At 71.2% G+C, this 13352-nt stretch carries 15 protein-coding genes and 1 tRNA gene; 5 read left to right on the top strand and 11 right to left on the bottom strand.

Annotated elements, in window-relative coordinates:
- Positions 1-71: 71 nt before the first annotated feature.
- Positions 72-1367: an ABC transporter permease gene (locus IEY70_RS00205; protein WP_189062976.1), complete on the bottom strand. Its 1296-nt coding sequence runs from the start codon at positions 1365-1367 to the stop codon at positions 72-74.
- On the bottom strand, positions 1360-2091 hold the full coding sequence (locus tag IEY70_RS00200; RefSeq protein ID WP_189062975.1) for an ABC transporter ATP-binding protein: 732 nt from the start codon (positions 2089-2091) through the stop codon (positions 1360-1362). Before IEY70_RS00200 ends, IEY70_RS00205 begins: the two co-directional genes overlap by 8 nt.
- A gap of 603 nt (positions 2092-2694) precedes the next feature.
- Between IEY70_RS00200 and IEY70_RS00195 the strand changes: the two genes are divergently transcribed.
- Entirely contained in the window at positions 2695-3201 is a 507-nt protein-coding gene (locus tag IEY70_RS00195; protein ID WP_189062974.1) for a transcription initiation factor IIE subunit alpha family protein, read from the top strand.
- A 123-nt stretch (positions 3202-3324) separates the two neighbouring features.
- On the top strand, positions 3325-3654 hold the full coding sequence (locus IEY70_RS00190; protein WP_189062973.1) for a cyclic-di-AMP receptor: 330 nt from the start codon (positions 3325-3327) through the stop codon (positions 3652-3654).
- 106 nt (positions 3655-3760) lie between these two features.
- Here the strand turns inward: IEY70_RS00190 and IEY70_RS00185 are convergent, their stop codons facing one another.
- On the bottom strand, positions 3761-5359 hold the full coding sequence (locus IEY70_RS00185; RefSeq protein WP_189062972.1) for a peptide chain release factor 3: 1599 nt from the start codon (positions 5357-5359) through the stop codon (positions 3761-3763).
- A 321-nt stretch (positions 5360-5680) separates the two neighbouring features.
- On the bottom strand, positions 5681-6613 hold the full coding sequence (locus IEY70_RS00180) for a histone deacetylase family protein (protein WP_189062971.1): 933 nt from the start codon (positions 6611-6613) through the stop codon (positions 5681-5683).
- Here IEY70_RS00180 and IEY70_RS00175 point away from each other — a divergent pair.
- Positions 6603-7217, top strand: coding sequence for a GNAT family N-acetyltransferase (locus tag IEY70_RS00175; protein ID WP_229777505.1), 615 nt, complete (start codon positions 6603-6605; stop codon positions 7215-7217). The two genes, IEY70_RS00180 and IEY70_RS00175, sit on opposite strands and share 11 nt — an antisense overlap.
- Positions 7218-7309: 92 nt before the next feature.
- Here IEY70_RS00175 and IEY70_RS00170 read toward each other — a convergent pair whose 3' ends face one another.
- Positions 7310-7690: an ACT domain-containing protein gene (locus IEY70_RS00170; RefSeq protein ID WP_189062970.1), complete on the bottom strand. Its 381-nt coding sequence runs from the start codon at positions 7688-7690 to the stop codon at positions 7310-7312.
- A 117-nt stretch (positions 7691-7807) separates the two neighbouring features.
- On the opposite strand from IEY70_RS00170, the gene IEY70_RS21220 reads away from it, so the two are divergent.
- On the top strand, positions 7808-8890 hold the full coding sequence (locus tag IEY70_RS21220) for a S1C family serine protease (protein WP_189062969.1): 1083 nt from the start codon (positions 7808-7810) through the stop codon (positions 8888-8890).
- Positions 8891-8916: 26 nt separating this feature from the next.
- Positions 8917-9540, top strand: a complete 624-nt coding sequence (locus IEY70_RS00160; RefSeq protein ID WP_189062968.1) for a helix-turn-helix transcriptional regulator — start codon at positions 8917-8919, stop codon at positions 9538-9540.
- Positions 9541-9595: 55 nt separating this feature from the next.
- Here the strand turns inward: IEY70_RS00160 and IEY70_RS00155 are convergent, their stop codons facing one another.
- From IEY70_RS00155 to IEY70_RS00130, 6 genes are all read right to left on the bottom strand, one after another.
- On the bottom strand, positions 9596-10591 hold the full coding sequence (locus IEY70_RS00155; protein WP_189062967.1) for an aldo/keto reductase: 996 nt from the start codon (positions 10589-10591) through the stop codon (positions 9596-9598).
- A complete protein-coding gene (locus tag IEY70_RS00150; protein ID WP_189062966.1) occupies positions 10588-11076 on the bottom strand; it encodes a hypothetical protein in 489 nt (162 codons plus the stop codon). Before IEY70_RS00150 ends, IEY70_RS00155 begins: the two co-directional genes overlap by 4 nt.
- Positions 11073-11525, bottom strand: coding sequence for a MerR family transcriptional regulator (locus IEY70_RS00145; protein WP_189062965.1), 453 nt, complete (start codon positions 11523-11525; stop codon positions 11073-11075). The genes IEY70_RS00150 and IEY70_RS00145 overlap by 4 nt, the downstream gene beginning before the upstream one ends.
- Before the next feature lie 111 nt (positions 11526-11636).
- Entirely contained in the window at positions 11637-12341 is a 705-nt protein-coding gene (locus IEY70_RS00140) for a metallophosphoesterase (protein WP_189062964.1), read from the bottom strand.
- A gap of 128 nt (positions 12342-12469) precedes the next feature.
- Positions 12470-12546 (bottom strand) — tRNA-Pro (locus IEY70_RS00135).
- Between the two features lie 113 nt (positions 12547-12659).
- A complete protein-coding gene (locus IEY70_RS00130; protein ID WP_189062963.1) occupies positions 12660-13274 on the bottom strand; it encodes a regulatory protein RecX in 615 nt (204 codons plus the stop codon).
- Positions 13275-13352 lie beyond the last annotated feature (78 nt).

The following is a 13352-nucleotide window of genomic DNA, read 5'->3' as shown; positions in this document are numbered from 1 at the left end:
TCTCCTTTGGCGTCTGAAAAGTGTCCGCACCATTGGAATGGTCTTCATAGCCCAGTCAATCGGAGTCCGTATCAGTTCCGGAAGATGACCTCTTCACGCCCGAAGGACCGCAGGGCCAGCAGGCTCAGCAGCAGCGCGGCGAGCAGGTTCGCGCCGATGGCGATCAGGGCGTGTGACGGGACGGCCGCGCCGCGCACGGTTTCCAGGATGGCGATCATGCCGCCGATGACCGGCACGGCGTACACGCCCAGCCCGAAGGTCAGGAAGTCCGCGAATTGCAGCATGACGGCCGGCAGGACCACGAGCATGGTGATGGGCGCGATGTACGTCTGCGCTTCCTTGAAGGTGCGGGCGTAGATGCCGACCGCGATCAGCAGGGCGCTGATGATCAGTGCGGCGCTCGCGGCGATGCCGAGCAGGGCCAGCAGGCTGCCGGGGCTCAGCGTGAGCTGGCCGCCCATGCTGCCGGTCAGGGCGGCGGTCGCGCCGGGTTGCCGTTGCAGGTACAGGCGCATGGCGAGCCCGCTGAGCAGGAATCCGGCGACGCTGAAGGCCGCGCTGGTCAGGGCGGTGATGGTGGTGGCCAGCAGTTTCCCGGCGACGACCTCGGCGCGGCGTACCGGGGAGACCAGCAGGCTTTCCAGGGTGCCGCGTTCCTTCTCGCCGGCGGTGGCGTCCACGGCGGTTGCCACCGCGCCGGACAGGATGAACTGCAGCATCAGCATGGGGATCAGGAAGGCCAGTTGCCCGCTGCGCTGCTCCTGGGCGGTGCTGGCGTCCACGGGTGTCACGGTGACGGTCCGCAGGACGTTCTCGTTCAGGCCCTGTTCGCTCAGGCGCTGCACGGCCAGGGTGCGGTTGTACCCGTCTATGACATCCGTGACCTTGGAGTACGCGCCGGTCTGGGCGCGCAGGTTGCCCAGCTTGGCGTGCAGTTCCAGGGTGCCCTGCCCGGCCCCGGCGCGGTCCGGGAGGTCGGCGGGGACGCGCAGGGCGGCGTCCACGTCGCCGTTCTGCACGGCGGCCTGTGGGTCGCTGACGGGTACCAGGGTCACGCCGGCGCGCACGACCGTGCCGTCCGGGAGGGTCTCGTCGCGTTCCAGGGCGGCGCGCAGCGTGGCGGGCAGGGTGCCGGTCACGCCGACCGTCTGGCGTTCCTGCTGCTGCCCGCCGATGAAGCTGCCCAGCATGAGCGGCAGGCCCAGCGTGAACAGCGGAATCAGGATCAGCGGCATCAGGACGGTGGCGTTCAGGGTGCGGCGGTCCCGCAGCGTCGACAGGAGGTCGCGGGCGGCGACGTGCCAGACCGTGCGGGGCCGCAGGGTGCGGGCGGAGCGGGCCGGGCCGGGCGTGGGCAGGTCAGGCATGGGCGGCCTCCCCGCGCAGCAGCGCGAAGAACGCGCGTTCCAGGTTGCGTTCCCCGGTGCGTTCCAGGATGTCCGGGACGCTGCCGGTCGTGACGAGCGCGCCCTCGTGCAGGATCGCGACCCGGTCGCAGAGTTCCTCGGCCTCGCTCATGACGTGCGTGGAGTACACGGTCAGGCGGCCCGGCGCGCGGGTGGCCTGCACGAAGTCCAGCAGGGTGCGCCGCGCGAAGATGTCCAGTCCGCTGGCGGCCTCGTCGAGAATCAGGACGGGCGGGTCGTGAATGACGGCGCGGGCGATCACGACCTTCTGTTTCATGCCGGTCGAGTACTCTCCGGCGCGGGTGTCGAGCGTGCGCCCGAGTTCGAGGCGTTCGTCGAGTTCCGCGATGCGGGCGTCGGCCTGCGTGCGGGTCAGGTCGTACAGCGCCGCGAAGGACCGCAGCACCTCGCGGCCGGTCAGGCGGGCGGGCAGGCCCATGCCGCCGTTCACGATGCCGACCACGCGCCGCACCGATTCCGGGTCGCGCAGCGCGTCGTGTCCGGCCAGGGTGACCTGTCCGCTGTCGGGGCGCAGCAGGGTCGCCAGGATGCGCAGCAGGGTGGTCTTGCCCGCGCCGTTCGGGCCGAGCAGTCCGAAGACCTCGCCGCCGCGTGCGTGCAGGTTCACGCCGCGCAGCGCGGTGAATGTTCCGTAGGTTTTGCGTAATTCCTGAATGTCGAGCATCGGGCTCCTGTGCGTGAATGACCGGCCTGAACACCACCGGAATGAGGACGGCGGAAGGGAAAGGGGCTGTCGGCGGGGGGGGCGTGTGGTGAGTGGCCGCCAATGTGTTCTGAGGTGTCATACGTGCCGGACGCACCGTTGGTTTCCGTTCTGGTTTCCGTTCTGGTTTCCGTCGGGCTGGTTTCCGTCAGGTCGCCCGCACGACCCTGACGATTCGCTGACCGGCGCCGGGCAGGGCGTTCCGGGGTACAGGACACCGGTCAAGATCAAGTGACCGTTGACTCATGCAACATGAGAGAAAATCTGTAACAATGGGAAAGTTGCGCTACCAGGCGCACCCTGCCCCGCAAGTTGTACCCGGTCCACCCGGCGACCGGTTCCCCCTGAACGCCAGCTCTTCCCGAAGGTCTGCGCTTTCCCAGCTTCCACCCATGACTGCCGGTCACATCCCGCCCGCTCAGGGCACCCTCATCGGCGCAGGTTCAGATCAGTTCAGCTGCGGCCCCAGCCCACACGGGCACACGCCGTCACCGTGCTCAACCCACCCCATCCCTGCGCGCCGGCCACCGCCCGTGTCCGCCGCCCGCACCACCGGAGGAACGCATGTTCAATCCCCCCACCCTCGAAGACCTGCAGGAAACCCGCCGCGCCAACGAGAAACTCGTCCTGAAGGCACTGGAAAGCAAGCCGGAATGGGTCGAGACTGAACTTGCCAAGACCACCGGCCTGGCCCTGTCGCACCTGCGCGCCGCACTGGCCAGCCTGCTCGACCAGGGCCGCGTGCGCCGCCTGCCCGGCACCGGCACCCGCGCCGTGTACGGTCTCGCGGACCCCGGCCTGGCCGACGTGCCCGCCACGCCCCTGACGGGCGACGCCAAGAAAGTCCGCGATTACCTCGAGGGCCGCGCCGACAGCGCCCTGTACATGAGCGACCAGCTGCGCATGACCCGCGAGGACGTCATGACCGCCCTGAGCCTCCTGAACGCGCACGGCATGATCACCTGCACCTTCGTGGGCAGCCTCGTGATCTTCCGCCTGAAAGAAACCCAGGCGCTCGGCGCCGAGCAGGCCGCGCCCGCCGCGACCGGCAAGAAGAAACAGGTCGCCTGACCCCCCCACCGCAGGGGGCCGGTCTTCCCGTAGGGGGGCCGGCCCCCTGCGCCTTTTCAGGGCCGCGTGGCCGGAGACCGTCGCCTGACGGTCGCGTACGGGCGGTTTGGTATCCTGCGGGACATGAAGCTTGTGCTAGCCGTGATTCAGGACGCCGACGCGACCGCGCTGGTCCGCGTGCTGTCCGAGAATGCCTTTGAAGTCACGAAGCTCGCCAGTACCGGCGGTTTCCTGCGCGAGGGCAACACCACCCTGATGATCGGCGTGGACGACGACCGCCTGGACGAACTCAAACGCCACGTGCAGCGCACCTGCCGCACCCGCACCCGCCTCGTCGCGCCCAGCGTCCCCATGGGCGAACAGAACGAGGGTCTGGTCGGCGACCCGGTCGAGGTGCCGGTCGGCGGGGCTGTGATGTTCGTCATGGGCGTGCAGGAATTCGTCAAGGTCTGAGAGCAGGTTGATATGGCAGGTTGATGGTTGAAAGGAGATGGTTGATGGTCGGTTTTCGCGCCCATCAACCATCTCCCTTTAACTTTCGACTTTCAACCGTTCACCCCTACACGCGGGTGAGGTCTTTCGGCAGGGGCAGGAATTCGATTTCCGGGTGTTGCTCGGCGGTGTATTCCAGGTCGTACTTGCTGCGGAACAGCATGACGGGGCGGCCCTGGTCGTCCTCGACGTGCCGGGCGAAACGGGCGACGTTGCTGGGGTCACCGGCCAGCCAGCGCACCAGCCCGTAGCTGGTGACGTGCATCTCGACGTCCACGCCGTACTCCTCCTGCAACCTCGCCTGGAAGACCTCGAACTGCAGGGGGCCGACCGCGCCCAGGTAGGGGTCGCGGGCGCCGTCGGTGGGGTAGAAGACCTGCACGACGCCTTCCTCGGCGAGCTGCGTGAGGCCCTTCATGAATGCCTTGCGCTTGCCGACGTCTTTCAGGCTGATGGTGGCGAACGTTTCGGGCGTGAAGCGCGGGAAGCCGGGCAGGGTGACCTTGGCGTCGAGGCTGATCACGTCGCCGATCTGGAACACGCCGGGGTTCACGAGGCCCACGATGTCGCCGGGGTACGCTTCCTCGACCTTCTCGCGGTCCTGCGCGAACAGCGTGTGCGCCTGCGACAGCCTCAGCTTGCGGCCGGTGCGGGTGTGCGTGACGTCCATGCCGCGCTCGAAGTGGCCGCTCATGACGCGCATGTACGCGGTGCGGTCGCGGTGCTGCTTGCTCATGTTCGCCTGCAACTTGAAGATGAAGCCCGCAAAGGGCGCCTCGGGGCCGCGTTCGCCGAGGTTCGTCTCGACGGCCCCCGGGGGCGGCGCGAGGTCCACGAAGTTGCTCAGGAAGTGCTCGACGCCGAAGTTGTTCATGGCGGACCCGAAGAACACCGGGGTGAGTTCGCCGGTCAGGAATTTCGCCGGGTCGAACTCCGGCATGGCTCCCTGGATCAGTTCGACGTCCTCGCGGAGTTTCGCGGCGAGGTCCGCGCCGACCAGGGCGTCCAGTTTCGGGTCGTCCAGGCCGCTGGTCTGCATGGGCGCGCGGTGCTTCCCGCCGGACGTGCGCTCGAAGGCCAGCACCTGCTGCGTCTGCAGGTCGTACACGCCCTTGAAGTCCGGGCCGTCCCCGATGGGCCACGTGAGCGGCACCGCCGTGATCTTCAGGATGCCCTCCAGCTGCTCCAGCAGTTCGAAGGGGTCCTGGGCGGGGCGGTCCATCTTGTTCACGAACGTCAGGATCGGAATGCCACGGTTGCGGCACACCGCGAACAGCTTCTCGGTCTGCGCCTGCACGCCACGCGCGGCGTCGAGGACCATCAGGGCGCTGTCGGCGGCGGTCAGGGTGCGGTAGGTGTCCTCACTGAAATCCTGGTGTCCGGGCGTGTCGAGCAGGTTCACGTGCCGCCCGGCGTACTCGAAGGTCAGCGCGCTTGAGCTGATCGAGATGCCGCGCTGCTGCTCGATGCTCATCCAGTCGCTCTTGGTGTGGCTGCGGCCTTCCTTGGCGGTCACGCTGCCCGCCTCCTGGATGGCGCCTCCGTACAGCAGGAGTTTTTCCGTGATGGTCGTCTTCCCGGCGTCCGGGTGACTGATGATGGCGAAGGTGCGGCGGCGGGCGATCTCGCTGCTCAGCGCGGCGGGGTTGGTCTCGGGGCTGGTCATGGAAACTCCTGCGGGCCTGAACTGCGCGCGGCCCGAAGCGGGAAAAACGGCGTGAACGTCACTGTGAAGAAAAGAGCCTGAAGGGAACGCGAACCTGAAAGCGGCGGAAACACGGGCGCCGACTCTGGCCGGCGCGTCCCTGCGGATTCCGGCGTCCGGCCGTGGCGAACTGCGCCGCTCGCGGGGTTCCGGCGGCTCCGTACAACTCACTCACTGCGCCGGGTGGGCAGCCCCTTCTGACGCTGCCCACCCGGCACGACTGACTAGGGTGGCGTGAGGAGAACGGTCATTCCCGCATGATACCGCCCCGCGCGCGCCGCGTCACCCGCCCGCTGCGGGCGGCGCGAAGGCGCTCAGCGCGGCGTCCAGGGTGCCCAGGCGCGCGGCGATCAGGGCGTGCGGGTCGCGGTTGTACCCGCCGGCCATGACGGTCACGGTCGGCAGGCGGGCGCGCGCGGCCCAGCGCAGCACCCGGTCGTCGCGGCGGCGCACCCCGGCCGGACTGAGCGCCAGTTTGCCCAGCTGATCCCCGCCCAGCACGTCCGCCCCGGCCAGGTAGAACACGAAGTCCGGCGCGAAGGCCGCCACGACCGGCGCCACCTCGCGGTCCAGCGCGCCCAGGTACGCGGCGTCCCCGGTGCCGTCGGGCAGCGGTACGTCCAGGTCGCTGGCCTCCTTGCGGAAGGGGTAGTTGTTCTGCGCGTGCACGCTGACGGTCAGCACGCGCCCCTCGTGGGCAAAGATGGCGGCCGTACCGTTCCCCTGGTGCACGTCCAGGTCCAGGATCAGGATGTGCCGCGCCTGCCCGGTGTCCAGCAACCAGCGGGCGCTGATCGCCACGTCGTTCAGGAACGAAAAGCCCTCGGCGTGACCGGCGTACGCATGGTGGGTGCCGCCGCCCAGGTTCACGCCCAGGCCCAGCGTCAGGGCGTCGCGGGTGGCGGCCAGGGTCGCGCCGCAACTGCCCAGGCCCCGCTCGACGACCGCCGGACTCCACGGGAAGCCCAGCGCCCGCTCCTCGGCGCGGGTGACCTGCCCCTCGCGCCAGCGGGCCAGGAACGCCGGATCATGCACCGCCTCCGCCAGGGGCCACGGCAGGTCCGGCGCGTCCAGCAGCGGCAATCGGGCGGCCGCGCCGTCCAGCAGCGGCGCAATGAACTCACGCGGCAGGAACTGACGGCGCGGCGCGGGCGCCCCCACGTACGCCGCGCGGCGAAACGGCGTGAACGCCCGGAACGGATGCGTGAACCCCACCCCCGCAGGCTACGCTGGGCAGCATGAACGCACTGCGGTCCCGGCCGGAATTTCACGCTGCCCCCACGTCACCGCGCCCCACGCCATGACCGTCACGCTGCGCTCCCTGCGTCCCGGGGATGAGGAGGCGGCGGTGCGGTGGGCGGCGGACCCGGTGTTCTGCCGCGCGGTGGACTGGACGCCGGGCCTGTCGGCGCGGGTGGTGCGGCGGCACTGGCAGGGGATCATCGCGGCGCGTGACCCGCACTTCTACCGGTGGGGCGTGACGGTGGACAGTGAGACGGTGGACGGTGAGCTGATCGGGTACGCGGACCTGGGGCGTATCGGTCTGGACGGTGCGGAGCTGGGGATCGCCATCGGGGACCGGGCGTGGTGGGGGCGCGGGGTAGCGTTCGCGGCGTGCCGGGAGTTGCTGGCGCTGGCGTGGGAGGCGGGTCTGCCGAGGGTGACGGCGCTGGTGCACGCCCCGAACGCACGTTCGCACGCGTTGATGCGCCGCCTGGGCATGCGCGAGGACGGCCACGCGGACCCGGAGGCGTACGGGGGTGAGGTCGTGGCGGTCACGCGGTACGTGATCCTGAACCCGGAACGAGCCGGACCGTAGGCGCGCCGGGCAGGAGCAGAGCGGGCTGCCGGGCGTGCAGTTGGCAACCCGGTGAGGTTCCGGATTGTCAGCGAAACAGACGGCAGTCCGTATCAGTCCAGCAGCGTGTGCCCGGCGGCCCGGAGGGCCTGGGCGGCGCGGTGCAGGTCCGCCTGCGCCACGAGGACGTAGTCGGTGTTGAAGGTGGACAGCGCGAAGATGCCGACCTCCGCATCGCGCAGGGGGTCCAGGACGCTGGCGAGGATGCCGCTGAGGGTGAATTCAAACGGACCGTGGAGTTTCAGGGCGGCCCAGCCGGGCTGGGTGGTCACGCCGGGCGGGACGTTCGCGGTGGGGCACACGACGGACAGTTCGTCGCTGACGCTCATGACGCACCACAGTTCACCGGTGAAGGCCCAGGTGGGAGCGCCGCTGCCAGCGGGCAGCTGTGAGACGGCGTACTCGCCGGGCACCACGGAAAGGGTCTGGGGCATGGCGGCAGGATAGCAATCCCCTGCCGGTGCGGGCCGGGCGGCCCCTCCATCCGGCCAGGGTGGGTCCCTGTCCGTTTGCCGGGCGTGCTGGCGGGACGCGGGGTTCACCATGTGGGCATGACGAATTTTTCTGAACTTTCAAGAGCAATGGCGGACGTGGTCGAGGCCGCGTCGGAGAGTGTGGTGCAGGTGCGGGCGGCGCGGCCCGTGAGTGGCACGGTGATCGGCGAGGGGCTGATCCTGACGGCGGCGCACGTGCTGCCCACCGATGAGGTGACGGTCGTGACGGCCGGCGGGGTGCGCTGGGGCGCGGTGGTGGCGGGGCGTGATCCGGCGACGGATCTGGCGTTGCTGCGCGTGCCGGGCCTGGGTGTTCCGGCGTTGGCGCCGGGCGAGGAGGCGCGTGTGGGCGAGTTGCTGCTGGCGGTGGGTCGCCCGCCGCATGGGGTGCAGGCGGCGCTGGGCCTGTACGGGCTCGGGGCGCCTGCGCGGGGGCCGGGGCATGGTTGGCTGCCCAGCGGGGCGGCGCCGTTCCCGGCGTCCAGTGGGGGCGCGCTGGTCGGCGCGGACGGCACGCTGGTGGGCGTGCTGAATGCGGGTGTGCGGCGTGGCGAGTTGCTGGCCGTTCCGGCCGGGCGGGCGCTGCGGGTGGCGGCGCTGCTGGACGCGCAGGGCCGCGTGCCGCGCGGGTACCTGGGGCTGTCCGCGCAGCCCGTTCACTTCCCGGACACGCAGCCCATGTCCGGAGCGGCCGAGTCCGGGGTGGCTGGGAACGAGGCGGCTGGGAACGAGGCGGCGCGCGGGCCGCGTGGTCCGTGGGAGCGTGGTCCGTGGGGTCGTGGCCCCTGGGAGCGCGGGCACCGGGGTGGGCCGGGGCGGGAAGGCGGTCATGAGGGCGGTCGTGGGCGTGGAGGCCCCAGGGGACCGCGTGGCCCGTGGGGACCGGGTGGGTGGCAACCGGGCGGATGGACCCAGGGTGGCCGCATGGGCCTGACGGTCGTGCAGGTGGACGCGGACGGCCCGGCGGCGCAGGCGGGCGTGCTGGTCGGGGACGTGCTGCTGGCGCTGGACGGCGCTCCGGTCCGGCATCCACGTGAACTGCTGGAGCGGGTGCGGGATCAGGCCGGGCAGACCGTGACGCTGCGCGTCCTGCGCGGCGGGCAGGAGCAGGAGCTGCCGGTGCCGGTCGGGGAACGCTGAGCGGCGCCGTGCGGGTAGGATCAGGCATGACCGTCCCGCCTGCCGCGCCGGGCCTGCCGACCGTGCAGGTGGCGGTCGCCTCGGCGGTGCTGGCGGCGGGCGTGCAGGCGATCCTGGCCGCGCACGGCATTCGCAGCGCGCCGGACCATGACCGGCCGGAGGCGGACGTGCTGATCGTGGATGACGCGTGGCTGGCCGACCCGGACGCCCTGGGCGGCCACCCGGCGCTGGTGGCGCTCGGGTCGGGCGTGTGGGCCACGCTGCTGCCGGACCTGAGCGGGGGCGGCTGGGCGGCGCTGGGGGCCGACGCCACCCCGGCCGAGCTGCTGGCCGGGGTGCTGGGGGCCGCTGCGGGGCTGGCGGTGCTGCCGCCCGCGCTGCTGCCCTCCCCCACTCCGGAAGCACCCACGGACCTTCAGGATGACGATGCGGCGGGCGTGCCTCCGGGTGACGTGAGCCTCACGCCCCGCGAGCGTGACGTGCTGGCCCTGCTGGCCGAGGGCCTGAGCAACAAACGCGCCGCCCGTGACCTGGGCGTGTCAGAGAGCACCGTCAAGTTTCACGTGCAGGCGCTGTACTCCAAGCTGGGCGTGCAGAGTCGCGCCGGGGCGGTCGCGCGCGGTATCTCCCTGGGGCTGGTCAGCGTGTAGGAAAAGTGTGTGGGGGTGTGGGGGTGTTCATGCACCCCACAGCCCACGCCTCCCGTCAGCGGTTGACGGCGCTCATGTCGGGGTAACGGTCCCCGGCGGCAGCGCCCTGCGGGAACGCCCCGTCAATGCGGGTCAGGTCTTCGGGGGTCAGGGTGACGTTCAGCGCGCCGAGGTTCTCCTCGAGGTACTTCACGCGTTTGGTGCCGGGGATGGGGGCCACGTCGCGGCCCTGCGCGAGCACCCAGGCGAGGGCCAGCTGGCCGGGCGTGCAGCCCTTCTCGGCGGCGATGGCCTGAACCTGCGTGACCAGGTCGAGGTTCTGCTGGAACGCCTCGCCCTGGAAGCGGGGGTTGTGGCGGCGGAAGTCGTCGGGCGCGAAATCGTCCGGGGTTCTGATCTGGCCGGTCAGGAACCCGCGTCCCAGCGGGCTGTACGGCACGAAACCCACGCCCAGTTCGCGGCAGGCGGCCAGCACGCCGTTCTCGGGGTCGCGGGTCCACAGGGAGTACTCGCTCTGGAGGGCGGTGATGGGGTGCACGGCGTTCGCTCGGCGCAGCGTGTCGGCGCTGACCTCGCTCAGGCCGATGGCGCGCACGAGGCCCGCCTGCACGAGTTCCTGCATGGCGCCCACGGTGTCCTCGATGGGCGTGGCGGGGTCCACGCGGTGCAGGTAGTACAGGTCCACGTGGTCGGTGTTCAGGCGCCGGAGGCTGCCCTCGATGGCCTGCCGGACGTACTCTGGGCGGCCGTTGATGCGCCGCCCGCCGGGCGCGTCCGGGTCGGTCTGAATGCCGAACTTGGTGGCCAGGATCACGCGGTCGCGTTTGCCGCGCAGCCAGCCGCCCAGCAGTTCCTCGTTGGTGTGCGGGCCGTACATGTCGGCGGTGTCGTAGAAGGTCACGCCCAGGTCCAGCGCGCGGTCCAGGGTGCGCAGGTTCTCGTCCTGGTCGCGGGGGCCGTAGAAGGCGCTCATGCCCATGCAGCCCAGGCCCAGCGCGGAAACGGTCAGGTCGCGGAGCCCACGGGTGGGCAGGTCGGTGGTGGGGGTCATGCGGTTCTCCTTGGGGTGGAACCCTGAATCCAGGGTCGGGCGAGGGGCAGGACGCGCGGCAGCAGCACCAGCGACTGCACGGGCACGGCGATCAGCGTGACGATCAGCGTCAGGACCGGAATGGGAACGCGTCCGGCCAGCAGGGGCAGCATGATCAGCAGCACCAGCGTGATCAGCGGGTACGTGACGGCCCACACGACCAGCGCCGTGCGGTGCCGGGCGGGTCCGTGCAGGACCGGGAAGCGGACCCGCCCGGCGCTCAGGCGTTCGATCAGCGGGAACACCACGTACTGCGTGAGCGGCACGAGAAGCGCGGTCAGCAGCAGCGAGATCAGCGGCGTGGGCAGGTGCCCGATCAGGGCCGGGCCGAGCAGCAGGAGCAGCGCCGTGATGGTCGGGTAGATGCCCGCCCAGCGGGCCACGGTCAGGCGGCGCAGCGAGGAAGGCACGGCCGGACCCGGCACTGAGGTGGGGAGGGCCGTCACGCGTACTCTCCCGGCGCGCGGGTCCCGGCAGGCGGGACGGCGGGCGTGCCGTCGCAGGCGCGGTGGGCGTCGTACCGTTCGATCTTGGCGCGGATGGCGCGCAGGTCGCCCTGCAGGGCCAGCAGCCGGGCCTGCACCGCCTCCTCATGCCGGACCAGCAGGGCGCGCCGCTCGGGGGCCGTATGGTCACCCGCCCGGACGAGCGTCATGTACTCGCGCAGGCCCGCCATGCCCATGCCCGTGCCGCGCAGGTGCAGCAGGAACCGCAGCAGGCTCAGCTCCCGCGCGGAGTACCGGCGCTCGCCGCTGCTGGCGCGCGGCACGTCCAGCAGGCCTTCACGGTCGTAATAGCGCAGGGTATGCACGCTGACACCCAGCAGCAGCGCCGCGTCGCGGATGGCGTACGTCGGCGCGCCCTGCTGGTCGGTGGGGGGGTCGGTGACCGTCATGCCCGTACGGTAGACCTTCGAGCGCACGCGAGGTCAAGCACCCGGCCACCCATGAAGACCCGGTGAACGTGCGGCGCGGCGGTCAACCGGACCGGCCAGTGTCCCGGCGCGTCAGTCGCCGGTGTCGAGCAGCAGTTTGGGCCTGAATTTCAGCCCGTCGGCGGCCACGAGGTGCGCGGGCACCCCACTGACGTGCTGCATGCTGCGCTGGACGGGCACGCCGTGCAGGTGCCCGTACACGATCATGTCGGGGCGGGCGTCGTCGATGACGCGGGTGATGGGGTTGGCGGGGTACGGGGGCGTGGCGGGCGGGTAGTGCAGCATCAGGATCAGGTGATCGCCGGGTTGCCGCAGGTCGCGGGCGGCTTTCACGCTCAGGCTCAGGCGTTCGGCCTCGCGGGTCAGGAGGCGGGTGTCGTCGTCGCCCAGGGGGTCGTGGCCGGGCGTGAGCCAGCCGCGCGAGCCGCACACGACGACATTCCCCACGCGCACGGCGTCGTTCACGACGGCCAGCATGCCGGGTGGCAGCGCCGCGCGGAGTTTCCCGGCGGTGGGCCACCAGTAGTCGTGGTTGCCGCGCAGCAGGACCTTGGTGCCGGGCAGCGCCGCGACGGGCGCGAGGTCGGTCATGGCGTCCGGCAGGCGCATGGCCCAGGACAGGTCGCCCGGCAGCAGCACGAGGTCCTGCGGGCGCACGAGGTCCTGCCACTGGTCGAAGATGGCCTGCGGGTGCCCGGCCCAGTTCGGCCCGAAGACCGTCATGGGTTTCGGGGTGACAGTGGCGAGGTGCAGGTCGGCGATGGCGTACACGCGCATTTCTCGGTCGTCTCCAGGCTCGGGCGGGGCGAAGGGGCGGCAGGCAGGGCAGGCGGAACAGGGCAGCGGGGAGGGCCGGGCAGCAGAAAGGCCCCCCCGCAGGATACGGGAGGGCCCTCGTCTGATGATGGTCGGGGCGAGAGGATTCGAACCTCCGACCCCGTCGTCCCGAACGACGTGCGCTACCAGGCTGCGCTACGCCCCGAACCCGACCATCACCCCGCTCTCGCAGGGCAGGGGGTAGTCTACGCGGCACCCTGCGGGGTGTCAAGCGGCGCGGGGCGCGTCGTTCCGCAGGGTCATTCCCAGTCTTCCGGGTCATTCCCAGTCTTCTGGCCTGCCTTCCGGGTCGTCCGGCAACGCCCCGCCGGGCCCCTCCCCTTCCGGCAGGCTGGCGACGTGCTCGCGGATGGCGGGCCAGATGACGTTCCCGGTAAAGCCGCGCCGCGCAAGGAACGAGAACGCGCTGGCCTGCGGATCGCGTTTGCGGGCAAACGAGGACCAGCGGCGTGCCAGCAGTTCCCGCACGACCTGCGCCTCGCCTTCGGGGTCGCGCGCTTCGACAGTCTCGCGGATCAGGTCGTCGGTCAGGCCCCGGCGTTTGAGGGTCTGCCGGACGCGCAGGCTGCCCACGCCGCGCCGCGACCCCTCGGCCCGCGCGACCTGCGCGTCGTCCTGGTAGCCGAGTTCCTGCACGCGGGCCAGGACGGCCGCGATCAGGTCCGGGTCGTCGCTGCGTTTCTCCAGTTTGGCGCGCAGTTCCGCTTCCGTCAGCGCCCGCTGCCCGAGGGCGCGGAACGCGTACCCGATCAGGGCGTCGCGCTGCTCCTGCGGGGTGCGTTCCCGCGCGGGCCGGGCGGGCGGCGGTGTGGCGTCCGGGTCTGCGCCGGGCGTGCGGGCCGCGCGGCGGCCGGGTCTGTAGCGTCCGGTCATGCCTGCCAGTATGCCGCTTGCCACGGGCGGCAAAGGCGGGTATAGTCACGAGGTTGCCCACCCCGCGCGGGTGGCAGC

The organism is Deinococcus seoulensis (genome assembly GCF_014648115.1).
Classification (GTDB): Bacteria; Deinococcota; Deinococci; order Deinococcales; family Deinococcaceae; genus Deinococcus; species Deinococcus seoulensis.
This window is presented reverse-complemented; position numbering and strand designations above follow the sequence as displayed.